The 26,017-nt window shown below is 71.0% G+C and carries 21 protein-coding genes and 1 pseudogene; 15 read left to right on the plus strand and 7 right to left on the minus strand.

Translation table 11 applies throughout. The annotated features are described in order from the left end of the window. Positions 1–16 precede the first annotated feature (16 nt). Positions 17–1,819, minus strand: coding sequence for a peptidase C14 (locus ACIPSE_RS12170; RefSeq protein ID WP_401661725.1), 1,803 nt, complete (start codon positions 1,817–1,819; stop codon positions 17–19). A gap of 831 nt (positions 1,820–2,650) precedes the next feature. Further along, positions 2,651–3,499: an IclR family transcriptional regulator gene (locus ACIPSE_RS12175; RefSeq protein ID WP_401660969.1), complete on the minus strand. Its 849-nt coding sequence runs from the start codon at positions 3,497–3,499 to the stop codon at positions 2,651–2,653. A 311-nt stretch (positions 3,500–3,810) separates the two neighbouring features. Between ACIPSE_RS12175 and ACIPSE_RS12180 the strand changes: the two genes are divergently transcribed. From ACIPSE_RS12180 to ACIPSE_RS12205, 6 genes are all read left to right on the plus strand, one after another. Beyond that, on the plus strand, positions 3,811–5,148 hold the full coding sequence (locus tag ACIPSE_RS12180) for an aspartate aminotransferase family protein (RefSeq protein ID WP_401660971.1): 1,338 nt from the start codon (positions 3,811–3,813) through the stop codon (positions 5,146–5,148). Then, positions 5,148–6,335, plus strand: coding sequence for a mandelate racemase/muconate lactonizing enzyme family protein (locus tag ACIPSE_RS12185; RefSeq protein ID WP_401660973.1), 1,188 nt, complete (start codon positions 5,148–5,150; stop codon positions 6,333–6,335). Before ACIPSE_RS12180 ends, ACIPSE_RS12185 begins: the two co-directional genes overlap by 1 nt. Next, complete coding sequence (locus tag ACIPSE_RS12190) at positions 6,332–7,174, plus strand: amidohydrolase family protein (RefSeq protein ID WP_401660976.1); 843 nt, start codon at positions 6,332–6,334, stop codon at positions 7,172–7,174. Before ACIPSE_RS12185 ends, ACIPSE_RS12190 begins: the two co-directional genes overlap by 4 nt. 87 nt (positions 7,175–7,261) lie before the next feature. Next, entirely contained in the window at positions 7,262–8,113 is an 852-nt protein-coding gene (locus tag ACIPSE_RS12195) for an SDR family NAD(P)-dependent oxidoreductase (protein WP_401660979.1), read from the plus strand. Positions 8,114–8,280: 167 nt separating this feature from the next. Further along, positions 8,281–9,285, plus strand: coding sequence for an intradiol ring-cleavage dioxygenase (locus ACIPSE_RS12200; RefSeq protein WP_401660982.1), 1,005 nt, complete (start codon positions 8,281–8,283; stop codon positions 9,283–9,285). Positions 9,286–9,365: 80 nt separating this feature from the next. After that, positions 9,366–10,208, plus strand: a complete 843-nt coding sequence (locus tag ACIPSE_RS12205; RefSeq protein ID WP_401660985.1) for a DUF6461 domain-containing protein — start codon at positions 9,366–9,368, stop codon at positions 10,206–10,208. 36 nt (positions 10,209–10,244) lie between these two features. Here the strand turns inward: ACIPSE_RS12205 and ACIPSE_RS12210 are convergent, their stop codons facing one another. Beyond that, a complete protein-coding gene (locus ACIPSE_RS12210; RefSeq protein ID WP_401660987.1) occupies positions 10,245–10,934 on the minus strand; it encodes an alpha/beta fold hydrolase in 690 nt (229 codons plus the stop codon). 231 nt (positions 10,935–11,165) lie between these two features. Here ACIPSE_RS12210 and ACIPSE_RS12215 point away from each other — a divergent pair, with 231 nt between their 5' ends. The 3 genes from ACIPSE_RS12215 (at position 11,166) to ACIPSE_RS12225 (ending at position 14,292) form a co-directional block, all read left to right on the plus strand. Next, positions 11,166–11,516 carry a hypothetical protein gene (locus ACIPSE_RS12215; RefSeq protein ID WP_401660990.1) on the plus strand — a complete coding sequence of 117 codons (351 nt, stop codon included), beginning with the start codon at positions 11,166–11,168 and terminating at the stop codon, positions 11,514–11,516. A 161-nt stretch (positions 11,517–11,677) separates the two neighbouring features. After that, positions 11,678–13,351: an ABC transporter substrate-binding protein gene (locus ACIPSE_RS12220; RefSeq protein WP_401660992.1), complete on the plus strand. Its 1,674-nt coding sequence runs from the start codon at positions 11,678–11,680 to the stop codon at positions 13,349–13,351. 98 nt (positions 13,352–13,449) lie between these two features. Further along, a complete protein-coding gene (locus ACIPSE_RS12225; RefSeq protein ID WP_401660995.1) occupies positions 13,450–14,292 on the plus strand; it encodes an N-acyl homoserine lactonase family protein in 843 nt (280 codons plus the stop codon). A gap of 34 nt (positions 14,293–14,326) precedes the next feature. Here ACIPSE_RS12225 and ACIPSE_RS12230 read toward each other — a convergent pair whose 3' ends face one another. Then, positions 14,327–15,232, minus strand: a complete 906-nt coding sequence (locus ACIPSE_RS12230; protein ID WP_401660997.1) for an AraC family transcriptional regulator N-terminal domain-containing protein — start codon at positions 15,230–15,232, stop codon at positions 14,327–14,329. A 149-nt stretch (positions 15,233–15,381) separates the two neighbouring features. On the opposite strand from ACIPSE_RS12230, the pseudogene ACIPSE_RS12235 reads away from it, so the two are divergent. From ACIPSE_RS12235 to ACIPSE_RS12250, 4 genes and pseudogenes are all read left to right on the plus strand, one after another. Continuing rightward, a pseudogene (locus ACIPSE_RS12235) lies at positions 15,382–15,696 on the plus strand (putative quinol monooxygenase); the annotation flags it as partial. 83 nt (positions 15,697–15,779) lie between these two features. Further along, positions 15,780–16,751, plus strand: a complete 972-nt coding sequence (locus ACIPSE_RS12240; protein ID WP_401661000.1) for an alpha/beta hydrolase — start codon at positions 15,780–15,782, stop codon at positions 16,749–16,751. A gap of 56 nt (positions 16,752–16,807) precedes the next feature. Then, positions 16,808–17,659, plus strand: a complete 852-nt coding sequence (locus ACIPSE_RS12245) for an SDR family NAD(P)-dependent oxidoreductase (RefSeq protein WP_401661003.1) — start codon at positions 16,808–16,810, stop codon at positions 17,657–17,659. Positions 17,660–18,437: 778 nt separating this feature from the next. Then, complete coding sequence (locus ACIPSE_RS12250) at positions 18,438–19,100, plus strand: hypothetical protein (RefSeq protein ID WP_401661006.1); 663 nt, start codon at positions 18,438–18,440, stop codon at positions 19,098–19,100. Here the strand turns inward: ACIPSE_RS12250 and ACIPSE_RS12255 are convergent. From ACIPSE_RS12255 to ACIPSE_RS12265, 3 genes are all read right to left on the minus strand, one after another. Further along, a complete protein-coding gene (locus ACIPSE_RS12255; RefSeq protein WP_401661008.1) occupies positions 19,072–20,220 on the minus strand; it encodes a hypothetical protein in 1,149 nt (382 codons plus the stop codon). The genes ACIPSE_RS12250 and ACIPSE_RS12255 overlap by 29 nt on opposite strands. A 173-nt stretch (positions 20,221–20,393) precedes the next feature. Beyond that, positions 20,394–21,806: a sensor histidine kinase gene (locus ACIPSE_RS12260; protein ID WP_401661011.1), complete on the minus strand. Its 1,413-nt coding sequence runs from the start codon at positions 21,804–21,806 to the stop codon at positions 20,394–20,396. Continuing rightward, positions 21,803–22,483 (minus strand): response regulator transcription factor, encoded by a 681-nt coding sequence (locus ACIPSE_RS12265; protein WP_401661014.1) that lies wholly within the window; start codon positions 22,481–22,483, stop codon positions 21,803–21,805. The genes ACIPSE_RS12260 and ACIPSE_RS12265 overlap by 4 nt, the downstream gene beginning before the upstream one ends. Before the next feature lie 230 nt (positions 22,484–22,713). Here ACIPSE_RS12265 and ACIPSE_RS12270 point away from each other — a divergent pair, with 230 nt between their 5' ends. Next, positions 22,714–25,176: an MMPL family transporter gene (locus ACIPSE_RS12270; RefSeq protein ID WP_401661016.1), complete on the plus strand. Its 2,463-nt coding sequence runs from the start codon at positions 22,714–22,716 to the stop codon at positions 25,174–25,176. Next, a complete protein-coding gene (locus tag ACIPSE_RS12275; RefSeq protein WP_401661019.1) occupies positions 25,173–25,952 on the plus strand; it encodes a DUF2993 domain-containing protein in 780 nt (259 codons plus the stop codon). The genes ACIPSE_RS12270 and ACIPSE_RS12275 overlap by 4 nt, the downstream gene beginning before the upstream one ends. The last annotated feature ends 65 nt before the right edge of the window (positions 25,953–26,017 follow it).

Below are 26,017 nucleotides of genomic sequence, written 5' to 3' on the forward strand. Positions count from 1 at the left end.
GGGGCCTGCGTGGGTCTCAGAGCAGGAGGTTCGTGGCGGTGTGCTGGACGCGGGCGCCCTCGTCGGGCATCGCCGTGCGCGTGGTGCCGTCCTCGACGCAGCCGCTGTGCAGCAGATGGCTGCCGGTCGCGAAGGCGGCGGCGCCCAGGTCGAGCCGTCCGGAGCGGAAGGTGCAGCCGCTCGCCTGGTAGCGGTTGGGGCCGTCGCCGACGTGGAGGTGCGCGGTGGAGGTGTCGGCCGCCTCGCTGAGCAGTCCGTCCAGGTGCCAGGTGACCGTGCGGTCCCCGCCGGTGCGGGAGAGGAACGCGCCGCTGGAGTTGGTGCCCGTGACGCGGGTGCCGGAGTCGATCCGCAGCCGCTGGTCCTTGGTGGAGTTCAGGCGCAGCCCGGTGTCGGTGAGGGTGCCGCCGCGGACGGTGATGTCGCTGTGGGCGAAGGTGGTGGGCGCGGCCGTGGCGGAGCCGGTCAGGACGCAGTCCTCCAGGACCAGCGGGCCGGTGCCGCTGAAGGCGCTGGAGTTCAGGCCGTCCAGGCGTACCCGCTGGAGGTGCAGCGGGGAGGAGACGGTCGCCGCGGTGACGGCGTAGGTGTTGCCCTGGGTGAAGTCGGAGTCGGCGACGACGTTGGGGCGCTTGGAGCGGGTGGAGGCCTGGCTCACGACGAGGGGGCCGGAGGCGGTGCAGCCGCGGATCTGGACGCCGTCGGCGTTGACCCACAGCATCCCGGAGCCCGCCTGCGCGTTGCCGATGACGTGCATGTCCTCCAGCGTGAGGTCGGTGACCTTGACCCGGGCCACGAACCAGGAGCAGACGTGCTTGCGGACGGTGATGCGCTTGGCCGCGGAGCCCCAGGCCGCACCGGAGTTGGCGAACGTCATCAGGCCGGAGTTGCCGGTGTAGACGAGGTCGTGCTCGAACTGCCCGTGGGTGACGAAGGGGCCCTGGTCGTCGCCGTCGCCGTGGCAGTTGGTGACGTAGCCGTAGGCGGAGGCCGTCCAGTCGTTGAGGTGGCGGGAGTTGGCGACGTGACAGTCCTCGACGTGGCCGTAGAGGCAGTAGATCTGCTGGGTGAGGTATCCGGCGCCGCCCCAGGTCACCGAGGTGGGGTTCCTCAACTGGCACTGGTAGGTGTGGAAGTAGGTGCACCAGCGGCGCATCACGACGGGCCAGAAGGTGCCGGTGGCGTCGATGCCGGAGACGTCGCAGGAGACGGCGTACTCGTAGGCCACCGGGTGCGATCCGGTGTAGGTGTCCCCGTCGGCGACGCCCTCGAAGACCATGTTGCGCACATGGGCCCGCTCGACGGGCTTGACCCTGGTCCAGGTGAAGGTGCGGCCCGCCGCCAGGTCCCAGCCGATCTTGTAGTTGACCCGGATACGGGTGGCGTCGACGATCTGGGTCACCTGGACGAGCTTCTGGACCTCCTTCTCGTACTTGCCGGCGCCCGGGACGGCGTCGATCTCGACGGTCCACCACTGGCCCACCGTGAACGCCCCGGAGTCGGGGACGTCGAAGATGTCGGCGAGGTCGGGCATGGCCTGGGACAGGGTGGACTTCACGACGGTGTCGGTGACCTCGCCGCGGAAGTACAGGACGGCGCCGAAGGGGTTGTCGTACGTGTTGTCCTCGATGCCCTTGGCGCTGACCCGGTGTCCGCCGAAGTCGAGCTCGACGAGCGAGCGGCCGAAGGTGTGGCGCTTGGTGAACAGCAGGTCGGTGTGGGCTTCCACGCGGTGCACGGCGGGGTCGGTGACCATCGCGTCGAGCGCGGCGTCCGCGGGTGCGGAGTCGTCGAAGAGGCCGAATCTGCGGAAGTCCATGGTGCCGTCGTGGACCTGGAGCCAGCGGCCCTTGCGCGGGGCGGGGGCCGGGGCGAGGACCGTGCCGCCGTTGTGGTCGGCGGTGGAGGAAGCCGACCAGCGCACCAGCATCCCGCCACCGTCGCCCGCCGCGCGGTATCCGGCGACCAGGGCGAGTTCGTGGTCGGTGCGGGAGCGGGACGGCAGGGCGCGCAGCGCGGCGACGGTGCCGACGGAGCGGACGCCGGCCGGCGCGGCGGAGGAAGCGGAAGCGGAGGTGGAGGCGGACGCGGGGGTGACGGTGGTGGCGGCGACGGCGGCCAGCAGACCGGTCACGCCTCCGGCCCGCAGGAGGGAGCGGCGGGCCGTGGAGGGGGCGGAGCCGGCCTGATCGGCCGGCGGGACGGGGTGGGTGTCGGGACGCGGACTACGGGATGCGCTCACGGGACCTCAAGCCTTTGACCTAGGGCGATGGTGAGGAGTCCCGCGACGATTCGGGGCGGATGGCTGGTGCGGTCGTGGGGGAGCGCGCCCCGGGGCAGGGAGACGGCGACCGTGGGCGGTGGTGTGGACCACCGCTTCTGACCGAGGAAGTTAGGTGGTCGTTCCGAGCCCGTCAAGACGATCGGCGGAAGAAGTGCGTGGAAGATACAGCGACTTAACCGGAGGGGTGGGCGGGGTCCGGGAAGGGCCGGGGACGCCGGGCGGTGGGTGATCCGCGCAGGTGGGGAAGCGGGTGACGACCGCGCGACGGGGTGTTGCGGAAGGGCGGGTGGACGGTGTCCGGGAGGGCGGGGCCCGGACACCGTCGTGACGTGACCGAAATACGGAACGGACCGGAGGGGGAGGTGCCTAGAGGGTTTCGGGTGTCTTCGCCTCGGCCGGTTCCGCGCCCAGTTCCCGGCTGATCTCCTCGGCGGCGGCGTGGACCTGGCGCCCCAGCTCCTGGAACCGCCAGCCCGGGAGATCCAGCTTGAGGCCGGTGACGCTGATCGCGCCGACCGAGCGGCCGGTGTGGTCCCGGACGACGCTGCCGATGCAGAAGATCCCCTCGGCGTCCTCCTCGTCGTCGAGGGCGTAGCCGGCGGCGCGCACGTCGCGCAGATGGGCGAAGAGGGTGTCCTCGTCGGTGATGGTGCGTGAGGTGCGGCGGGGCAGTCCGGAGCGGGCGACGAGGGCGCGTGCCTCGTCCTCGGGCATCGACGCGAGCAGGGCCTTGCCGAGGCCGGAGGAGTGCGCGAGTTCGCGGGTGCCCATGCGCAGGTCGAGGCGGGGGCCCGCGTCGAGGTCGACCTGGTCGATGACGACCGCGTGGCCGCCCTCCCAGACGGCGACCCGGGAGGCCAGGGCGCAGCGGGCGCTGAGTCCGCGCAGGACCGGGCGGGCGACGTCCCGCAGCGAGACCTGTTCCTGGGCGCGTTCGCCGAGCCGGGCCAGGCCCATGCCCAGGCGGTAACGCCGGTTCATGCCCTCGCCCTCGTCGGCGACCAGGCCGTAGTGGCGCAGGGTCTGGAGGATGCCGAAGGCGGCGCTCTTGGAGATGCCGCAGCGCTGTCCGATCTCGGTGACGCTCAGGCCCTGGCCGGGGGCTCCGGCGGCGAGGACCTGGAGGATCTCGGCCGCGCGGCCGACGGTCTTGACCCAGTACTTGGGCTGGTGAGACGCCTCGTCGGCGAGGCTCTCACCCACATTGTTCTGCATAGCAGAACAGTCTATCGGTCAACGACCCTTGACGCCTCCGGATCTGGCGATCTAGGATCTGCACTGTTCTGCTATTCAGAACAGTGTTTTGAAATAGAGAACCCGCAGGACCCGCACCACTCGCACCACTCGCACCACCCGCGGAACCCGCACCACCCGCAGAACCTGCGGAACCCGCACACGAAGAACCCGCACACGAACCGCACACTCCGAAACACCTGCGACGAGCGCCGGGCGGATGGCACACGGGAACAGAGGCCGGGCAGGGCCCCTGTCCCCACACACCCGCAATCCACGCAGAGGAGCAGCGAATGACGCTCGCCGAACGCGCCCGCCGGGTCATCCCCGGAGGGGTCAACAGCGGCCAGCGCAGCATCCCCGGACTCACCGACCTGGTGATCGCCCGCACCGAGGGCTCCCGCTTCTGGGACGCCGAAGGCCGGGAGTACACCGACTACCACGCCGCCTTCGGCCCGCCCCTGCTCGGCCACAACGACCCCGACGTGGCCGCCGCCGTCGCGACCGCCCGCGCCTCCCTCTCCCTGACCGGCGTCGCCGTCACCGAGGGCGAGGTGCTGCTCGCCGAGCACCTGGTCGACCTGGTCCCGTCCATGGAGAAGGTGCTGCTCACCAGCACCGGCAGTGAGGCCACCTTCCACGCCCTGCGCCTGGCCCGCGCCGTCACCGGCCGCCGTCTGGTGGTGAAGTTCCAGGGCTGCTACCACGGCTGGCACGACTCCGTGAGCCTCAACGTCATCTCCGCGCCGGACCGCGTCGGCGCCCCCGACCCCACCTCCACCGGCATCCTCCCCGAGGTGCTGGACGCCACCCTCGTCCTGCGCTTCAACGACGTCGAGGCCGTCCGCCGCGTCTTCGCCGACCACGGCCACGACATCGCCGCCGTCATTCTGGAACCCGTCCCGCACAACGTCGGCACCCTGCTGCCCACCGACACGTTCCTGCGCACCCTGCGGGAGGAGTGCACCGCCGCCGGCAGTGTCCTGGTCTTCGACGAGGTCATCACCGGCTTCCGGCACGCCCTCGGCGGCTACCAGGAACTCGTCGGCATCACCCCCGACCTCACCACCCTCGGCAAGGCCATCGCCAACGGCGCCCCCGTCGGAGCCCTCGGCGGACGCGCCGACCTCATGGAGCAGTTCAGCTCCCGCCCCGGCGGCCCCGTCTTCTTCGCCGGCACCTACAACGGCCACCCCGACGTCGTGGCCGCGGCCCTCGCCACCCTCCGCAAACTCCGCGAACACCCCGTCCACGAGCACGTGTTCCGCCTCGGCGACCGCGTCCGCACCGAACTCGCCGACCTCTACCGCCGTTTGGACGTCCCGGCGGTCGTCACCGGCCTCGGCTCCGTCTTCGTCACCTACTTCATGGACGGCCCCGCGCCCCGAAACTACGACGACCTCCTCGCCAACGACGCCGCCCGCTTCATCGGCTACCGCCGCCACCTCGTCGACCAGGGCGTCTTCGAACTGCCCCTGAACCTCAAGCGCAGCCACCTCTCCTACGCCCACACCGACGCGGACGTGGACCGGCTGCTGGAAGCCACCGAGACCGCCGTGCGCCGCACCCTCGCCGAGGGCGGCCCGGACAGCCTGGAACACACCTCGACCATGGGCGGAGCGCCGCGCTGATGCTGACCGTCGACACCCGCCGCCCCGCCGGACCCGCGGGCCGCATCACCAAGGTGGAGACCCTCGCCCTGGGCACCGCCTGGCGCGACTTCGGATACGTCCGCCTCCACACCGACGAAGGCCTCACCGGCGTCGGCGAGATCACCCACCCCTACCGGGGCGCCGAGACCAACTCCCTCACCGAGGCGATGGGCCGCCGCCACCTGATCGGCGCCGACCCCTTCGACGTCGAGGAGATCTGGCTGCGCATGTACCAGGGGGACTTCCTGCGCGGCGGCGACATCGGCGGCATCGTCGTCTCCGGCGTCGACCAGGCCCTGCACGACCTCATGGGCAAGGCACTCGGCGTCCCCGTCTACCGCCTCACCGGCGGCGCCACCCGCGACAAGGTCCGCGTCTACGCCAACGGCTGGTACACCGGCGAACGTGAACCCGAGGTGTTCGCCGCCAAGGCCAAGGCCACCGTCGCCAAGGGCTACACCGGCCTCAAGGTCGATCCCTTCGGCGCCGGCCTGCACGAACTCGACCGCACCGAACTGCGGCGCTCGCTCGACCTCGTCCAGGCCGTCCGTGAAGCCGTCGGCCCCGACATCGACCTCTACATCGAGGGCCACGCCCGGTTCGCCATGGCCACCGCCCGCCGCCTCGTCCACGCCCTCGCGCCCTACGACATCGGCTGGTTCGAGGAACCCCTGCCCTGGACCCACATCGAGCGGTACGCCGAACTCCGCGCCATCGCGCCCTTCCCGATCTCCGGCGGCGAACACTTCCACAACCGCTACGAGTACAAGCCCCTCTTCGCCGCGAACGCCGTCGACATCGTGCAGCCCGACCTGTCCATGGCCGGCGGCTTCACCGAACTCCGCAAGATCGCCGCCCAGGCCGACGCCCACGGCATGACGGTCGCCCCGCACAACTCCAACTCCCCGCTGTGCACCACCGCTTCCGTCCACGCGGCACTCGGGCTGACCAACTTCACCGTCCTGGAGACCTTCGACGGACTCCTCGAACCGTATGTGTTCGACGCGGTCAAGGGCGCCCTGCCCGTCCAGGACGGCCACATCGCCCTGCCCGAACGGCCCGGCCTCGGCGTCGAACTCGTCGACGAGGTCTTCGCCGAACACCCGCCCACCCACCTGTTCTGGAACATGTTCGCCGAGGGCTGGGAGAAGAGGAACCGCACGTGATCACCGACGTCCACTCACACCTGTTCCGGCACAGCCACGACTTCGACGACACCTTCCGCGCCGAGTCCGCCCGCGCCCACGAGGGCGAGGTCGACCTCACCGTGCGCTGGGAGGAGTACGCGGCGACCGCCCCGCTGGGCACCCGCACCATCGTGGTCGGCGGCAAGGCCCGGCGCAGCGGACTGTGGGTGGACGACACGGCCGTCGCCGCGTACGTGGCCCGGCAGCCCGACCACCTCATCGGCTACCTCGCCCTCGACCCCACCCAGCCCGGCTGGGAGGACGAACTCCGTTACGGGCACCAGGAACTGGGCCTGCGCGGCATCAAACTCATGCCGATGTACGCCGGGTTCGACCCGGCCGCCGAGGAGTACGACCCGCTGTACGCCTACGCCGAACGGCACGGCCTGCCCCTGCTGGTGCACACCGGCACCACCTTCGTCTCCCAGGCCCGCCTCGAGTACGCGATGCCCCGCCACCTGGACGAGGTCGCCATCCGCCACCCCGAACTGCGGATGGTCCTCGCCCACCTCGGCCACCCCTTCGAGGGCGAGTGCATCGCCGTCATCCGCAAGCACCGGCACGTGTACGCCGACATCAGCGCCCTGCACTACCGGCCCTTCCAGCTCTGGCACAGCCTGCGCCTGGTCCAGGACTACGGCGTCTGGGACAAGCTGCTCTTCGGCAGCGACTACCCGTTCACCACCGTCGACGCCTCCGTCGAAGGGCTGCGGAAGATCGCCGCGATCCCCGGCATCCCCGGCCTCGACCCCCTGGACCGGGACGCCGTGGAAGCCCTGATCCACCGCCCCTCCCTGGACCTGCTGGGTCTCGGCTGAGAGACCTGGACCGCTGGAGACGCCCCGGACCTCTCGGGCCTCGCCAGAGGCTCCCGACCCACCCCGCACGGACACACCGGAGACCTGATGGACCGCTTCGACCTGACCGGCCGCACCGCCCTGGTCACCGGCGCCGCCCGCGGCCTGGGCCGGGCCTTCGCCACCAGCCTCGCCGAAGCAGGCGCCGACCTCGTCGTCACCGACCTGCCCGGCTCGGCCGACCTGGCCGAGACGGCGGCCCGGATCAAGGCACTGGGCCGCACCGTCCATGTCCTCCCGCAGGACCTCAGCCGTACCGACGAACTGCACGGTTTCGCCGACCGCGTCCGCGCGGCGGCGGGGCCGCTGCACATCCTCGTCAACAACGCGGGCACCGCCGCCCTGGAGCGGTTCAACGAGATCACCCCCGACAGCTGGTACCGCGTCATGCGGGTCAACCTCGACGCGGTCTTCTTCCTCACCCAGCGCGTCGCCGAACACATGATCGCCGACGGCGTCCCGGGCAGGATCGTCACCATCACCTCGAAGAACGCCCTCGTCGCCGAAGCGGGCCTGACCCACTACAACGCCTCCAAGGCCGCCGTGGACCTGCTCACCCAGACCCTCGCCGTCGAGCTCGCCCCGCACGGCATCACCGTCAACAGCATCGCCCCCGGCATGGTCGCCACCCCCATCGACGATGAATTCCCCTTCGACCGCGAGGCGTTCGAGGCCGCCTACCGTGAGCGCATCCCCCTCGGCCGCTACGCCGACCCCGAGGAGTGCACCGGCGCTCTGCTGCTGCTCGCCTCCGACGCGGGCGCCTACCTCACCGGCACCCGCATCGTCGTCGACGGCGGCGTCCTCGCCGACCAGATGCCCCGCACCCGCTTCATGCCGCCCTACCGGCCCACCCTTCCCGGGTCCGGAACCCAGGGCGGGCAAGGCACCGGCACGTGAGCGTCCGGCCTTGCATAGGTGCACCGGGCAGCCGGGCGCAGGGCATGCGCCCGGCTGCCCGCGGCTTCAGGTTTCTCATGCCGCCCACAGCTTCACCACAGGCCGGGCCTGGTTGTGAACTGCACAGTGAAGCCGTTCGCAGTAAGCACGACACCTGGGAGACACCCGTGGGACGAGTCCCTGAAGCCGAGCGCACCCCGGAGGGGCCCGCGTACGAAGGCCGGCTGCTGGCCCGCCCGACCGACGAAGTGGTCGACCAGGGAGCCGGATTCGACGCCGGTACCCTCCTGAACCGACGGCGCATCCTCACCATGGCCGCGGTGGGAGCGGGCTCGCTCGCTCTGGCCGCGTGCTCCTCCGACTCCGGCGCGAGCGGCACCGCCTCGACCGCGACCGGCTCGGCCGCCTCCGGAACCTCGGAGGGGGAGATCCCGGAGGAGACCAACGGTCCCTACCCGGCCGACGGCACCAACGACGTCAACACCCTCGAACGGTCCGGCATCGTGCGCAGCGACATCACGTCGAGCCTCGACGGCGGAACCACCGTCGAGGGCGTGCCCCTCACCCTCAAACTCAACGTCACCGACATGGCCAACGACGACGCCGCGTTCGAGAAGGTCGCCGTCTACGTGTGGCAGTGCGACGCCCAGGGCCTGTACTCCATGTACTCCGAGGGGGTCGAGGACGAGACGTACCTGCGCGGTGTGCAGATCGCCGACTCCGACGGTTCGGTGACCTTCAAGACGATCGTCCCCGGCTGTTACACGGGCCGCTGGACCCACATCCACTTCGAGGTCTACCCCGACGCCGACTCCGCGACCGACGTCAGCAGCACCATCGCGACCTCCCAACTCGCCTTCCCGCCCGCCATGCTGGCCAAGGTCTACGCGCTGGACGGCTACTCGGGCTCCACGGAGAACCTCGCGGGCGTCGGCACCAAGGTCTCCGACGACGGCATCTTCGGCGACGGCGACTGGACACTCCAGGTCCCCACCATCACCGGCAACGCCACCTCCGGCTACACCGCCGAACTCACCCTCGGTGTCGACACCGGCACCACGCCTAGCGCGGTCGGAGCGGGCGGAGGCGGCGGCCAGCCCCCCGGCGGCGAGGGCCAGCCGCCCGGCGGCACCCCGCCGTCCGGAGCACCGTCCCCCAGCGCGAGCAGCTGACACCGGTCAGTGGCCGAGATCCAGGTGTGACAGGTGGCCGCCGGCCGGCGCTGTCAGTGGGCTCGGGCACACTGCCGTCCATGAACCCGGTGACCGCGAACGACTATGCCTGGATCCGCACTTCACCGCTGTTCCGGCACATGCTGGAGTGCGGCTACACCCTGACCCTGATCAAGGGGCGGACACCCCGCGAGGTGCTGCGCGCGATCGACGCGGAACCGCGCGGCACCGGGGAGGGAACGGCCGCACTCATCGAGGCGGACGACGCCCACCGCGCCGAGGCGGACTACGACCACTGGGACGAGTTCTACGTCGCCGGCGCCTTCAGCACCCCGGGCGTGGACGGCGACTGGACGCTCGTCCTCGGCTTCGACGGTGGCCTGGGCGTCGGGGACACGTACGTGAACGCGTTGTCGCAGGGCGGCCGGGTCGTGACGCACTCGACCAACGGCGGCAAGCCCATCCACCTCTTCCACTGGATCGAGGACGGCGAGCTCCGCACGACGTTCGAGGGCTCTTGGTCGCGCAACGGCAGCACCCCCGATGAACTGGTCCCCCTGCTAAGGGAGGTGGGCTTCCCGCTGACTTCCGAGGGGGAGTACGACGAGAACGCCCCGGACGTCGACGAGAAGGCGGCGGTCCTCGCCCTGGCCGAGAGACTCACCGGCATACGGGTGACCGAATCCTTCCTCCGGGACGCCGTGTACGACCTGGGCGTCGTCCCCGATCGGCCCGCCCCGGAGTGGACCGGCCTGGTCATCGACATCACCGATGCCCATGGCGAGCGCTTCTACCGGGAGTGGACCTACGAGGAGATCGTGGCGGCCAGCGACCGCGCACGGGCGGAGGCGAACGCGCCGGTAGTGGTCACCTACGACGAGCCGCCCTCCACGGACCGCCCGGAGCGTGCGACGGGGGAGTGACCGGTCGGCAGCCCGGCAGCCCGGCAGCCCGGCAGCTCAGCAGCTCGGGCGCGAAGGCGTCGAGGCGGGCGATGGTGTCGGCGGGCTCTGTTCGAGATGGGGCAGGTGCCCGGCCTGGGGGATGAGTTCGGACCGGGCGTTCGGGAAGGCGGCGGCGTAGTGCTCGCCGTAGGCAGGGGTGGCGATCAGGTCGCTCTCGCCCCACAGGACCAGTGCGGGGACGGTGACGGAGGCCAGGCGCTCGCGCAGACAGGGGCCGCTCATGGCGGGGCCGCCCGAGGACCGGCGCAGGGCACGCATGTTGCCCTGGACGGTGGCGACGCGCTCGGCCGGGAAGGGCGCCGGGTCGACGGAGAAGCGGCCGGGATCGTGGTAGGCGTGCTCGGCGACACCGCGGGCGTCGAGGGCTGAGAAGTCCTGGACCGGTTCCTGGTTCACGTGGCTGCCGACCGGGTCGGGTCGGGTCGTGGACGTGGACGGGGCGGGCGTCGCAGGAGTGGGTGCCGACAGATCCTCGGGCGGGCCGTGAAGGCCGGCGACCGCGCGCGGCGCGTCCCACTGCAGGAAGGTGCTGTCGACGGTGGCGAGGCGGCTGTCCAGCGTCCGGTGCCGGCGGTACTGGGCCGCCTGGCGGCCCAGGCACCCATCGAGCGGCGCCCCGGCCGCGGACGGCACATCGAGCACCACCTCACCGCCGAGGGCGAACGCGTCCAGACCTCCGGTCACGCAGTCGCCGACGAGACCCTCGCGGAATGCCTCGGACCGCTGTCGGAGTCCGAGCGGGACACGCTTCCGGGGCTGCTGAAGAAGATCGAGCGGTAGTCCAGCAGGTGCCTTTCCGGCGGGATGTCAGCCCTCCGTGTGCCGGGTGCGGGTGGTCAGCCCTGGGGTCACGAGGGTGAGCCGGCGGGCGCGCGCGGCGGGCGGCTGGTCGGTGGGAGCGGTCGGGAACAGTAGGTGGATGTCGTTGACGGTGACGTCCGGGTGGATGTCACCGTCGGCCTGACCGGCGCGGCCGAGGAGCGCGGTGAGTTCGTCGACGGCGCGGCCGGTGCCGTCCGTGACACGGGCGAGCGTGGCCCCGGCGTCGTCGTCATCGAACCCGGCGGCATCGCCACCGAGTGGGGCGCCATCGCAGCCGACCAGCTGGAGAAGTCCTCCACCGCGGGCGCCTACGCCGCCCAGGGCGCCGCCGTCGCCACCTCCCTGCGCTCGGAGGCCAACGCCAAGCGGAACTCTCCGCCCCCTGTCGTCTCCGACCGCGCCTTCGACGCCGTCATCTCCCGTGCCGTCGGACCGCCCCGCTGAACAGCGGTGCGCTGGTCCGGCGTGCTGGTGACGCACAGGTCCGATTCACGTGCCTTTAACCCATGAGACACGGCAGGGAATCGGGGGCCGCCGAACATTCCGTTGGATCCAATCCAGCAAAGATGTAATCCACATTGTGGATCGGTGCCCCAGGAGGCCCCATGCCGAACCGTTCATCCGGCTCGTCCCCGACCCCCGCCGACCCGGGAGCGGCGCCCGCCCCCGAAGGCGTCTCGCGCCGGACGATGCTCCGCGGGGCGAGCCTGCTCGGAGTCGGCGTCGGCTTCGGACTGCCCGGCCTGCTCACGGCCTGCGGTGCCGCGGCCGACGACGCGAGCGGCAGCACGGACGGGGGCACGCTCACCCTGGCCATCGACTCCACCAGCGCCGTCAGCGACCCGGCCTTCTACACCTCCCTGGGCGACTGGATGGCCGTCGACTGCATCTGCCGCGGCCTGACCTTCATCTCCTTCGAGAGCAACGAGCCCACCCCCGACCTCGCCGAGAAGTGGACCGTCTCCGACGACCGGCTGACCTACACCTTCACCCTGCGCCAGGGCGTCACGTTCCACGACGGGACGACGCTCACCTCGGCGGACGTGCTCGCCAGCCTGGGCCGCCAGTTCGACCCCGACGACAAGACCCTGCCCAAGGGCGGCACCCGGCCACTGGCCGGGCTGGGCACCAACGTGGCGTCCCTCACCGCGCCCGACGACCTCACCGTCACCATGGTCCTCAAGAAGCCCGACCGCACGGTCCTCGGCCAGCTCTCCGACATCGGCGGCCGGATCATCTCCAAGGCCGCTCTGGACAAGTACGGCGCGGACATCGGCAAGCACCTGGTGGGCACCGGCCCGTTCGCCTTCGACTCGGCGACCTCCGGGCAGTCGATCACGCTCAAGGCGTTCGACGGCTTCCGGCTCGGCAAGCCGCCCGTCGACCGCCTGGTCCTGCGCCAGGTCCAGGACCCCTCCGCCATCGTCAGCTCCCTGCTCAGCGGCGACGTCTCCGCGACCCAGTTCGCCCCTTACTCCGCCGTCGCCCAACTGCGCGGGGACTCCTCGGTCAAGGTCTACGACACCTCGCACAACGCCGACGCCATCATGATGATCGACGCCCGCCGGATCCCCGAGCTGAAGGTGCGCAAGGCCATCAACCTGGCCATCGACCGCAAGGCCATCCTCAGCAAGGCGTTCTACGGCATCGGCGCGGAACCCAAGGGGTACGCCATCCCGCCGGCCCAGAGCGGCTACGACGCCACGCTCGCCGACCTCAGCACCCAGGACGTCGCCCGGGCCAAGCGCCTGGTCGAAGAGGCCGGGGCGAAGGGACGCACCCTGCGGCTCATGGCGGCCAGCGACTCCTGGCACCCCAAGGCCGCCCAGATCATCGCCCAGAACCTCGAAGACGTCGGCTTCAAGGTGGTCACCACCTCGGTGGACCCCGCGACCTACTTCGGACGCCTCCTCGACGGGAGCGACGACTACCACGACCTGATGATCTGGGAACGCAACACCTACGTCCCCGACCCCGACGACATGGTCGGCGCCATGGCCAGCCCCACCGGCATCTACGGCACCAAGCTCTCCGGCATGGACACCCTCAAGGACGCCGCTTCCCTCGCCGACGAGCTCTACACCGCGAAGAACCTCACCGACACCAAGAAGCGCACCGTCGCCTACACGAAGATCCAGCGCAGATGGGCCGAGGAGTACATGGTCCTGTCGATGCTGGCCTGCTTCAGCAACCTCGTCGTCAGCGGCAACGACGTGAAGGGCATGAACACCGAGGCGCTCGCCAACCACCGCTGCTACATGGACAAGGCCAGCGTCTGAGACGACCCCGGGGGCAGCCGCCCGCAGACCTCGGCCGGCCGGCGGGCGGCGCCTCACGACATCACCGGCACGGTCACTCGACGACGAAAAGGATCATCATGACCCGACGCGGTGTCCGACGTGTCCTGCCCCTCCTCCTCGGCTGGGAGGACCTGCCGCGATCCATCTCGGTGCATGGCGCGCCGCCCACGGAGCGGGTGCGTGAACCCGTCCCCGGCGTCCTGCTGGAGACCGAGGACGGATGGCTGCTGCTGGACACCGGCTTCAACACGGCCCTGCTCAACGACCCCGCTCTGTGCCGCCGTTACTACCCGTCCCCCTCCTACCAGCCCGAACTGCCCTGCCCCGGGGAGCCGTTGCTGGAGGCGCTGACGGCTGTCGGGGTCGCGCTGGAGGACATCACGGCGGTCGCCATCAGTCATCTGCACGCCGACCACGCGGGCGGCCTGAAGCACTTCGCCGGCCGGGTCCCCGTGCACATCCAACGTGCCGAGCTGGAGTACGGGCTGTCGGGGCAGCCCGAGGTGGAGCGTCAGGTCATCTTCCGCACGGACTTCGACGACCCCCGCATCGACTGGCGGCTCGCCGACGGTGACGTGGAGATCGCCCCCGGCGTCACCGCCGTGGTGACCACGGGGCACACCCCCGGACACCAGAGCTTCGTGGTGGACCTGGCCGAAGGCGGGGGCTACGTCTTCACCTGCGACGCGGCCGATCTGACGGAGAACCTCGACGACGAACGCCCCGCAGGCACCTCCATCGGCGTTCCCCCCGAGGCCACCCTGGAACCGATCCGCCACCTCAAACGACTTGCCCGGGGGAAGGGGTACGAGCTGGTACCCGGCCATGACCCCGTGGTGTGGCCGGAGTTGATCGAGAGGCTGAGCGGATGGGGTGGGCGGCCCGCAGGTGACAGCCACGCACAGGAGCTCTCCGGTTGAGCTGCTTCCCCCTCGCGTCCACTCACGAGAACTTTCAGGGCAGTACACCCGCCGGAGCCCGGACGGCCCGGCGCAGTCGGGCGGCGTCCTCGCTGGGCGGTGCTCCGAACTGGCGGCGGTACTCACGGCTGAACTGGGACGGGTTGTCGTAGCCGACACGATGGCCGACTCCGGTGACGTCGCCGGGGTGGGCGGCGAGGAGCAGGCGTGCCTCCTGGAGCCGGATCTGCTTCTGGAACTGGATCGGGCTCATCGCGGTCACCGCCTGGAAGTTGCGGTAGAAGGCGGAGACGCTCATCCCTGCCATCCGCGCCACGTCCTCCACCCGGAAGGGCTGCGCGTAGTGCTCGCGGATCCAGCCCACGGCTCGGGAGACGTGGCTGAGACCGCTGTCGGCCAGGCCGAGTTGGCGCACGGTCGCACCCTGGTCCCCGGTGATCAGCCGCCACAGGATCTCGCGCGTGAACAGCGGGGCCAGTACGGCCCGGTCGCGTGGTTCGTCGAGCAGGCGCAGGAGTCGCACCACCGCGTCGAGCAGCGCGGCCGGAGCGTCGCTCACGGCGATCCCTGACGGAGTGCCCCCGCCGGTACGGGGCGTGTCTCCCGGCCCGGCCCGCAACAGCAGTCCGGCGACAGCCGACGGTTCCAGCCGAAGTCCGAAGCCCAGGGCGGGCTGTTCGGGGTCGGCCTGGGTGAACTGCCCGGTGACCGGCAGGTCTACGGACGCCACCAGGTACTGGCCGGCGCCGTACTCGTACAGGCGGTCGCCGAGGGCGAGTCGCTTGGAGCCCTGGGCGATCACCGCGAGCACCATGCCGGACATCGAGGGCGCCGGGGGCTCCGACCGGTCGATCCTCGAGATCAGGACGCCGTCGAGGGCAGTGGTCCAGTCGGGGCGGGCGTGCCGGGCCAGCAGGCCGCGGAGCTCTTCGAGGGGCATGCGTCCATTGCAGCACCGTTGCGTACCCGTGCTCCCGCAGACGCGAGGATCGTGCAAGTAGGGGAGAGTATCGGTCTAACGTTCCCGCAGGTCAGCTCGGTTCAATGGAGTCATCGCACTCCACCACCGAGAGAAATGTGGGGTACCCCATGACCGCCGACCACGGCTTCGCCGCCACGCTGACCGCCAGGCCCGGCCTGGGTGACCGACTGGTCGCACTGCTGCTGACGGGCCTGGACGAGGGCAGCCCCGGCGCCAGCGAACACTGTGTCGTCTACCTCGTCTCCCGTTCCGCCTCCGCTCCCGACGTCGTCCATGTCATCGAGGGCTGGACCAGCGAGGAGAACCACCAGCGGATCTTCGCCGGAGAGGCCGCCCAGGCCATCGTGGCGCAGATCGGCCCGCTGCTGGCCAAGGAGCCCGAGTACACCGACCACGTGCCGGTCCGCGGCAAGGCCGCCTTCTCATCCGCTGAGCGCCTTCCCTCCGATCGCCTCCCCTCGCTCGATCCTCGTTCTTCGTCACGCCCCGGTGAAAGGCAGCGACCATGACCATGGCACGACCCGGCCTGGACCCCGAACTGCGGGACCTGCTGGCCGACATGCCCCTCATGACCCAGCTCACCCCGGAAGTCCTCGCCCACCTGCGCCAGTTGCCCTCCGCGCCCGTCGACTCCCTGCTCGCCGACCGACCGGTGAACCGTCGCGACATCACCGTCCCCGCCGGGGACGGCGCCGCGATCCCGCTGACGGTCTTCACTCCCGCGCACACCGACCACCGTGTCACCGCCGCCCCTTGCGTCTACTGGATGCACGGTGGCGGGATGGTCATGGGCGACCGTTTCTCACAGATCGACATCCCCTTGGAGTGGCTCGACGCGCTCGGCGCGGTCGTGGTCACCGTGGACTACCGGCTCGCTCCTGAGGCCACCGGCACCACCCCCGTCGACGACTGCTACCAGGGCCTGCTCTGGGTCGCCGAGCACTCTGCCGAGCTGGGCATCGACCCCGCCCGGATCGTCGTGGCGGGCGCCAGCGCGGGCGGTGGCCTCGCGGCCGGCGTCACCTTGCTGGCCCGCGACCGGGGCACCCCGGCGATCGCCGCGCAGGTGCTGATCGGCCCCATGCTCGACCACCGCAACACCAGTGCCTCCAGCCGCCAGTACGCGCACGGCCCCGGCATCTGGACCCGGGACATGAACGAGTTCGGGTGGCGCTGCCTCCTGGGCGACCTCACCGGCGACCGGATACCCGCCCACGTGTCACCCGCACTGGCCGACGACCTCTCGGGACTGCCGGCCACCTACATCGACACCGGCTCCGCCGAGGTCTTCCGCGACGAGGACGTCGACTACGCCGGTCGTATCTGGGCGGCGGGCGGCCAGGCCGAACTCCATGTCTGGGCGGGCGGATTCCACGGGTTCGACGCCCTCTACCCGAAGGCGCGCGTCTCGGCCACGGCCCGCCGCACCCGCACCGACTGGCTCACCCGAACCCTGACCCCGCACTCCGCCGCATGACGCCGTCCGCCCCCTCACACCTGACCCACGCTCGCCCTCACCCCGGGAGGAACACCATGAAGGTCGCCATCGTCACGGGTGCCGGCTCCGGCATCGGCCGCAGCGCCGCGATCCAGATCGCCAGGCGAGGAACCGGAGTCATCCTGACCTACGGCAAGAACGCGGAGGGGGAACGGGAGACTGCCGCCGTCCTCGAGAACGAGGGCGGCACAGCGGTGGCACTGCCGCTGGACGTCGGTGACAGCACCGCCCTGACGGCCTTCCGCGACACGGTCACCGACGTGCTGCGCACCACCTGGCAACGCGACACCTTCGACCACCTGGTCAACAACGCCGGTTTCGCGCGGACTTCAATGTTCGAGAACACGACCGAGGCCGAGTTCGGCACCCTGATGCACGTCCTGCTGAAGGGACCGTACTTCCTCACGCAGAGGCTGCTGCCCCTGATGGCGGACGGCGGAGCCATCGTCAACACGAGCAGCAGCAGCGCGGTCGCGACAACCGGCCTGGAACCCGGCTACGCGGCGTACGCGTCGATGAAGGGCGCCCTGATCGTGCTGACGCGGTACATGGCCAAGGAGTTCAGCGCACGCGGCATCCGCGTCAACGCGATCTCGCCGGGCTCCACCCGCACCCGCATCGCCGACGACGCCTTCACCCGCTTCCCCGAAGTGGTTCACCTCCGAACGACTCACCCCGAGGCGGTCGCGGAAGCCGACGGTGCGGGTGCGGGGCCGGAGGGCAGGACGGGTGCCACAGCGGGACCGGTGGACGCCTCGTCCAGTTGCTGCACTGTCGTGTCGTCGATCCCGGGGCCGGGAGCGACCGAGCTGTCGGACAGCAAGACCCAGGTGCCGACAATGAGGGCGAGCCCCGCGCAGACCGCTATGGCACGTCCCACGCGGTGAAGCCTCGCGCGGCCGTCCAGATCCCGCCAGGCCGGGCCGGCCGCCGGCTCCTCCGGCTGCCACAACTCGCCCACCGCATCTGCCCCGTTGGGAGCGAGCGCGGGACGAGCGCGCTGATGCTGCCGCCGCCGCTGCCGCTTCCCGTCCGTGTCGGGGAGTTCTGGCTTCAGCCCTCGTGCGCGTTCCTCCGCGGAGGGCTCCCTCGGGGCTGACCCGTGAATGGCGTCCTCACTGTCCGTGAGGAACTTCGCCCAGACCTCTCCGGAGTCGAACGGCATGTCGTCAGCCCCGTCGGGCATGTCCCCGCTGCCCGGCCCCTGGATGGTCACGCTGTCCTCGTCCCTCTGCCTCATGTCCGCCCACGGTCCGTGGACGGGGTCGCTCCGCTCCGCCGGCAGCGGACGGCCCAAGAACGGCGGACTGCGCCGGAGAGCCGGCCCACGGCCGTCCGCCAATTTTGACACTCCGGCCTGCCTCTGTCGCTCCCGGGCGGCGAACCGGTCCCGGACTCGTGGAGTGCGGGACCGGCCCGTCCGACGATCACGACGGCGGGCATCGTCGACGCCGGTGCGACGCGACGCGAGAGCGCCGATGCCCGGAGGCGGTCAGCAGGCGGAGCCGGCCTGTCCTCCTCGGCGCCGGTCGAAGGGATTGCAGCCGTCCGGACAAGGGTTGAGCAGACTTTGCGGCGTCTGGGCGGGGTGTTCGCCGTTTCCGCTGTGTCGCGAGCGTCGATGTGATTGCGTGCGGTGGTTGTCGTTGTTGAGGGTAGTATGTGATGTTGCCGAAGTTGGATCTTGATGCAGCCCGTCAGGTGTGCGAGGTCGTGTCCGGAGGGCCGTTGTCGCCGGGCTCGTCGATGGTCGAGGTCCGAGCGCGGGGCGTTCAGGCGGTGCTCGTGGTCCGGCTGAACACGAACGAGGTGGAGCGTCGGCAACGCGAGGGCGCGGACGCGGTCTTGGACATGGCCGTGCTGGATGGGCTGATGCAGTTGCCGGTCGGTTCGCCGGTGCCTTCGATGACGTTGACGTCGAAGGAGCGGCGCCTGCTGCGTGGTTGCCCCGCGGACGCGCTGGAGCAGACGGACGGCCAACTGGTCCGGCGCCTGGTGCGACCGCTGGAGGTGGATCTCGCGGTGGTGCGGGTGTCGCGGCTCACGGCAGGCGGTCTGTCGCGGGCGGGCCGCTTCGGCCCGTACACGCAGTCCGTGGTGTGGCTGGACGGCCCCGCGGAGGGTGCGGAGCTGGTGGTGATGGAGGCAGGGATGTACGGCCTCGGAGTCGTGCACGCGCCCGCGGACGAGGCGCCCTTCGTGTGCGTGGCGCCGCGGCCCGCGTCGCGGTTCGTGCCCACCTCCGCGGGCTGGTTGTTCGCCGAGCAGGTGTACGCGGAGCTTCAGGACGCCGAGGGGTTCAATCGGGTTCTCCTGCCCACGTCTTGAGCCAGCGTGGCGTCTCGAAGGCGGAGGGGTCTCCGAGTTCGTGGCGGAGTTCCTGGCGGGCCATGACGGCGTCCCGGCAGAGTCGTCTCCAGACCTCGACGCGCTCGGCGCCTGCGGTGGTGCGCTGGAGGTCGTCGGCCCAGGGGAGCCAGGTGGCGATGTTGTGCCGGTTGGCCTCCTCCTGGTCGGTGCGGTCGTGGTCGAAGCGCAGGAGGCTGCGCCCGCAGCAGACACCGCAGTGGCACAGCGGCGCGGGCAGGTTGCCGTACCGGTCCTTGAGGACGTCGCATGTGAAGTAGTCCATGAGCTGCGGGTGGAGGACCACCGTGGTGACGTTGCGGTCCGTGGGCCTCGGCGGTCCTCCGGTGCCGGGTGGGCTTACGTGCCGCATGCTCGTCTGCATGCCGATGGAGGCGAAGAGCGCGCCGTGGGCGTAGGCGTCGAGTCCGGCGAGGTCCGTGCGCAGGAGCGCGACCCGGTCGAGGCCGGTGATCAGCCGACGCAGTCCGGCCACCGTGCCCTTGGTGGCGAGAGGATTGGCTGCCGCACCGAGGGCGATGCCCTTGATGTGGGGTACGTCGGCGAGCGTGGTGACCAGGAAGTCGAGGTCGTCCGACGAGCGCAGCCACCGGTGGTCGAGGGGCAGGGTGAGGATCGTCTGCTCGGCGTCGAGGTCGAGGACGGCCCGAACGGCCGCACGCACGGCTCGCCGGTCTCCGCCCGGGATGTAACGGGTGGGCGTGAGGCCCGCGGTGGCGCCCCTGCGCAGTTGGACGGTCTGGTCGAACCCGAGAGGATCGGGTTCGTCGTCCTCGAAGAGCGAGCCCTGGCCGTGGTGGTGCGCGCCGGGGAGGTGGAACGGAGCGTCAGCGGTGGCCAGTTGGTCGTAGCAGTTGGGGTCGACGAGGACGGTCCATGGCTCTACGGCCTGCCGGTGCAAGGCGTCGGCGGTCGTCAACGCGCCGGCTCCGCACAGGATGATCCCGTCATGTTCTCCGGCGGCGAGCACAGGGCTCTTGCCGTAACGGATGCCGGTCCGCGTATGTACGAGGATCTTGTCCTTGAGCAGTTCCCAAGCCGGACGTGTGCGGGGTAAATGGTCGCCGGGCTGCTGTGTCATCCGTCCTCCCCCAGGTCAAGAATCGCGGAGTCCCCGATTCAAAGAGTGCAAGGGGCATTTAGCGGGAGCAAGAGGGCGTACGAGCCGGGTGGCCGACGCGGGAGGCGCTGGTCGCCTGGCGCAGTCGTACGCGATCAAGAGCACAGGGCGTGAACCGTGAGCACGCGAAGGACTCAGACAGCCGGGCCGCCCGGCAGCGTGACCGTGAAGCGGGCCCCGCCCTCGGACGCCCGCCCGTGGGCGCTGATGGTGCCGCCCAGCCGTGTGGTGAGACCGTGTGCGATGGCCAGGCCGAGGCCGCTGCCCACCGGCCGGATGTCGCGGTAGCGGTCGCGCAACGCGCCCCGCTCGAAGGCGATCTCGGCGTCCTCTTCCGTGAGGCCGGGCCCGCCGTCACGGACCTCCAGGACCGGGCGGCCGACGGCCGTGCGCAGCGCCAGGACGAGGGGCTGCCCGGCCGGGGTGACACGCAGGGCGTTCTCCAGGAGACCGTCGGCGATCTGCCGTACCCGGAAGGCGTCGGTCTCGGCGACGACGGGGGAGCAGGGGTGTTCGAGGCGGAAGTCGACGTCATGGCGGGCGCACAAGGGCGACCAGGTCTCGGCCGCCTCTTCGACCAGCGCGGTCAGGTCGGTGCGCTCGACGTCGAGGTGGAAGTCGTCCGCTTCGAGGCGTGCGAGCCGCAGCAGATCGCCGACGAACACCTCCAGGCGCTGGGCCTCGGCCAGCAGAGTGTGTCCCACGGCGGGCAGGTCCTCCGCCGGGACGGCACCGTCGTCGAGCGCCTCCGCGTAGCCCTTCACCACGGTCAGGGGAGTGCGGATCTCGTGGGAGACGGAGAGCAGGAACTCCCGCTGGCGGTTCTCGCTGTGCGTCAGAGCCCGGTCGAGTGCGGTGAGCGAGCTGCTCAGCTCGACCGCTTCGGACGGGCCCGACGGGGGCAGGTGCAGGCCCCGCTTCCCGGCGGCCAGCTGATGCGCGACGCTCGCGGCAGCGGTCAGCGGACGGGCGATGCGGCGCGCCAGGAGCGCGCCGGCGAGTGCGGCGCCCACCAGGCCGGTGCCCATCGGCAGCAGCAGGCTGCTCTGCATACGGGAAGCGGCCCGCTCCACGTCGGTCATCGGCTGGGTGAGGACGAGGGCGCCGCCGTTGCGTGCCGGACGCCCTTCGACCAGAACGGTCTCCTCGCCCAAGGCGGCGGTCGTGGACAGTGTCTTCCCGGACAGCAGCCGGTCCCGGGTCGCGGTGGTGAGGACGGGGGCGGAGGGACCGGCGGCGCTGCCGTCCGGGGCGACGACGGCGAGCTGGACGCCGTTGGCCCCGGCCAGGCGCTGCTCCCCTTCGAGGAGGAGCGAGGAGAGCGCCGGGACACGGCTGAGGACCTGGGCCTGGCGGCCGAGCTGGTCGCGTTCCTGGGCCTCCGCGCTGGTGCGTGCGGTGGACCAGGCCACGAGCCCCGTCAGCAGGACGGCGAGCGCAGCCACGACGGTGGCGAGCAGGACGATGTCCCCGGCCAGGGAGCCGCGCAGCGGTCCGCGGAACCCGAGCCGGTGCCGGACGGACGCGCGCCTGCCCGACTCGTTCACGAGGGGCCCGCGCTGTAACCGACCCCGCGGACCGTGCGGATCGGGCTGGCGTCGGCGAGCTTGGCGCGGAGCTGCGAGACGTACACGTCGACGACCCGGCCGTCGCGGTAGTCGGCGTACCCCCAGACCTGAGCCTGGAGCTGCGCGCGGCTGAAGACCTGGCCGGAGTGGCGCATCAGATAGGCGAGGAGGTTGAACTCGGTCGTGGTCAGGTCGACGGGGCGGCCGTCGAGGTGGACGCTGCGGCGGGACGGATCGAGGGCCAGCGCGCCGAGCGTCAGCACGGGCTCGCCCGGTGGACCGGCGGCCCGCCGCAGCACCGTCTTGACCCGGGCGACGAGCTCGCGCGGCGAGAACGGCTTCGTCAGGTAGTCGTCCGCGCCGAGCTCCAGACCGATGACGCGGTCCGCCTCCTCGTCGCGCGCGGTGACCATCAGGATCGGCGTCCAGTCGCCGCCCTCCCGCAGCCTCCGGCAGAACTCCATGCCGTCGAGGCCGGGCAGCCCGAGGTCGAGCACGACGGCGACCGGACGCAGCCGCCGCACGGCCGCCAGACCGGCGAGACCGTCGCTCTCCACGTGCACGCCGAAGCCTTCCCGGCCCAGGTACATCCGCTGGAGATCGGCGATGTGCGCCTCGTCCTCCACGATCACCACGAGGCCCTTGCCCTGTTCCATGTACGACTGTCCCCTCCAGCGGGCCCACCCCGCGTCACCGGCCGGAACCGGCTGATCGCTTCTTGAGCCTAGCCGCCCGAATCCCCGTGTCAGGGGCCCGTGCGAGGCGGCCGGTCGATCCTCACACTGCTCGAACAATCCACGAACACCCGCCTTGCACACGACACCCACCATCAGGGGTGGCCGGGCGCCGCCCGCCCATCGGACATCGAGGCAGAAGGAGTCGTCGTATGGGGACCGTCCTGGCCGTCGGCCAGTCCTCCGCCTTCCTGCTGGGCGGCCTGTTCCTCGTGGGGCTGCTCGTGGTGGCCACGGGACTGCTGCTGGCGCGGACGCGCTCCACGGCCCCGCCGCACCACGAACGCCCGGCACCGAGCGTTCCGCCCCTCCGCACCGAATCCCCTAAGGACCCGTACATGCCCGTCAGCGTCGGCATCCGCATGGAGCCGCCCGTACCGAACGCGCCGAAGCGAGCCGGTTTCCTGCACCGGACCGGCCGGTGGAGCGCCCGCCATCCCTGGCTGGTCGTCGCGGGCTGGCTCCTCGTCCTCCTCGCGGCCGTCGCCGGCAACCGCGCGTTCGGCGGCGTGTACGAGGACGACTTCTCCCTGCCCGGCACCTCGGCCCAGACCGGCGCCGACCTCCTCGACCGGCACGGCGGTGACGCGTCCAAGGGCGTCAGCGCCAAGATCGTGGTGAAGGCGGAGAGCGGCCCGCTGGCGTCCCACCGCGACGCCGTCGACACGGCGGTGGACCGGCTCGGTGAGCTTCCCGACGTGATCTCGGTGACGAGCCCGCTCGACGCTCCGGGAGCCGACTCCGCTTCCGCCGCCGCTGTCTCCGAGGACGGCACCACCGGTTACCTCACCGTCCAGTTCGACGAGAACCCGGCGACCTTCGATCCCGTGTATCTCGACCAGGTCGACGACGCGGTGGCGGAGCTGCGCGCCGACCGCGTCGAGGTCGAGTACGCCGATCCGCTGGGCAAGCTCGCCGCCGACAAGGGCACCGACCGCGCGTCCGAGCTGATCGGTCTCGCCACGGCCGTGGTCGTTCTGCTGATCGGCTTCGGCAGTGTCGCCGCGGCAGGCTTCCCGCTGCTGACCGCCGTCATCGGACTCCTCGCCGGTCTCTCCGGTCTCGGCATGCTGGCCGCCCTGTTCACGTTCGGAGCGGCCTCACCCACACTGGCGTCGATGATGGGCCTCGGCGTGGGCCTGGACTACTCGCTCTTCCTCGTCACCCGGCACCGCAAGCTCCTGCACACCACGTCGGACCCGGCCGAGTCCATCGGCCGCACGGTCGCGACCAGCGGACGGGCCGTCCTGGTGGCCGCGCTCACCGTCGCGATGGCGCTGGCCGGTCTGTACGCCTCCGGCATCCTGTTCATCGGAATGCTCGGCACGGCCGCGGGCGTCACCGTGACCGTCGGCGCCCTCGCCGCGCTGACCCTCACCCCCGCCCTGCTCGGGCTCGCCGGCCGCCGCATCGACCGCTGGTACGTCCGCACGCCGGTCGACGAGCCCGACGACACCGGCGACATCTGGCACCGCTGGGCCGTGCTCGTCGGCCGCCGCTCCTGGACCTTCCTGGCGCTCGGCATGCTCGTGCTCGGAGTGCTCAGCATCCCCCTCGCCTCGATCCGCCTCGGGCACGTCGACGCGGGCGCCTCACCCGCCGCGGCCACCGAACGCAAGGCGTACGACCTGCTCTCGGCCGGCTTCGGTCCCGGGACCAACGGTCAGTTCACCGTGGTCACCACTCTGGACAAGGACGGACCGGTCACCGATGCCGCCCGCACCGAGGTCGCGAACGCGCTGCACACCGCGCTCGCCGACACCCCCGGCGTGCGCACCGTGAGCACACCGAGGCCGAGCCCGGACGGCGCCCTCCTGATCACCACCGTCACCCCGGACAGCGGTCCGCAGGACGCGGCCACCTCCGACCTGCTGCACCGCCTCGACGACGACGTCCTCCAGCAGGCAGGCGCCCCTCACCACGCCACCAGCTATGTCACCGGCACCACGGCGGCCCAGCTGGAGTTCCGTGACATGGTGTCCGATCGCCTGCCGGTGATCATCGCGGTCGTCGCGGTCGCGGCCTTCCTGCTCCTGCTCATCGTCTTCCGCAGTGTGCTGATCGCCGTCAAGGCCGCCCTGCTCAACCTGCTGTCCATAGCCGCCGCGTACGGGGTCGTCGTCGCCGTCTTCCAGTGGGGCTGGGGGTCCTCGTGGCTCGGCGTCGACGAGACGGTGCCGATCGAGGCGTACGTGCCGATGATGATGTTCGCGATCGTCTTCGGCCTGTCCATGGACTACGAGGTGTTCCTGCTCTCCCGCATCAGGGAGACATGGCTGGAGACGAAGGACAACCAACTCAGCGTCGCGACCGGCCTGTCCGCCACCGCACGCGTCATCACCTGCGCCGCACTGATCATGACCAGTGTCTTCCTCGCCTTCCTGCTGTCGTCCAACGTCGTGATCAAGATGATGGCGCTCGGGCTCGGCGTCAGCGTGGTTCTGGACGCCACCGTCGTCCGGCTGATCCTGGTCCCCGCCGGCATGAACCTCCTCGGCCGCGCCAACTGGTGGCTGCCCCGCGGTCTCGACCGCCTGCTGCCCCACCTCGACCCCGAGGGCCACACACCCGCGCCGGCCGCCGCGACCGTCGAGCGCGAGGAAGCCCGTCCATGATTCGGCGCGCACCCCGGTCCGCCGTCTCCCGGGACGTACGGCCGGTGGGACCGGCCTGGTGGGCTTGGACACGGGCGCGATCGCGACGCCGCTCCACGATCTGGATCTGCGCATGCCTCGCCCTGCCCATCCTCCTGGCGGGCACGGCGGAACTGATCGCCCGCTCACTGATCCACCACCGCATCGAGAGCACGGTGGCGCGATCCTTGGGGTCCGACGCCGACGTCGACATCAGCGGGCCCGCACTCGTCGGCCTCATGAGCCGCCACCTGGACCGCGTCGACATCAGCAGCACCCACGCCCGGCTCGGAAAGATGCGTGGCGCCTCCATCAGGGCCCAGCTCAACGACGTCCGCTTCGGCGGCAGTTCGGGCGGCGGCTCGGTCGGAGGCACCCACGTGGAGGTGAGCCTCTCGGCGGACGACATCCTGAACACGCTCGCTTCCTCGGCCGAAGGCGGCCTGCCCATCACCTCGGTGACACCCGACCCGGCATCAGGCACGCTGCGACTCGGTGTCGGCGGAGGGATGGCGCGGATCGACATCCGCCCCGAACTCAGCGCAGGCCGCGTCGAGTTCGGGGTGATCGGAGCGGAAGTCATGGGCCGCCCAGCACCCGAGGCCGCACTCGACAGGCTCAGGGACTCCTTCGGTAGCGAGGAGACACAGGAGGACGATCCCTACCCGTTGGGTCTCAAGGCGACTGACCTTGCTGTCACCGAGGGGGGTGTCGGCGTGACTCTCGACGGTGGTCAGGCGGAGTTGGACGCGAGCTGAGCGCCGGACTCCATCGACGACAGACGTCCCATCAGGTGCATGTTCGCGAGCTCTGCGTGATGGTA

The organism is Streptomyces sp. NPDC090106, assembly GCF_044747265.1.
GTDB lineage: Bacteria > Actinomycetota > Actinomycetes > Streptomycetales > Streptomycetaceae > Streptomyces.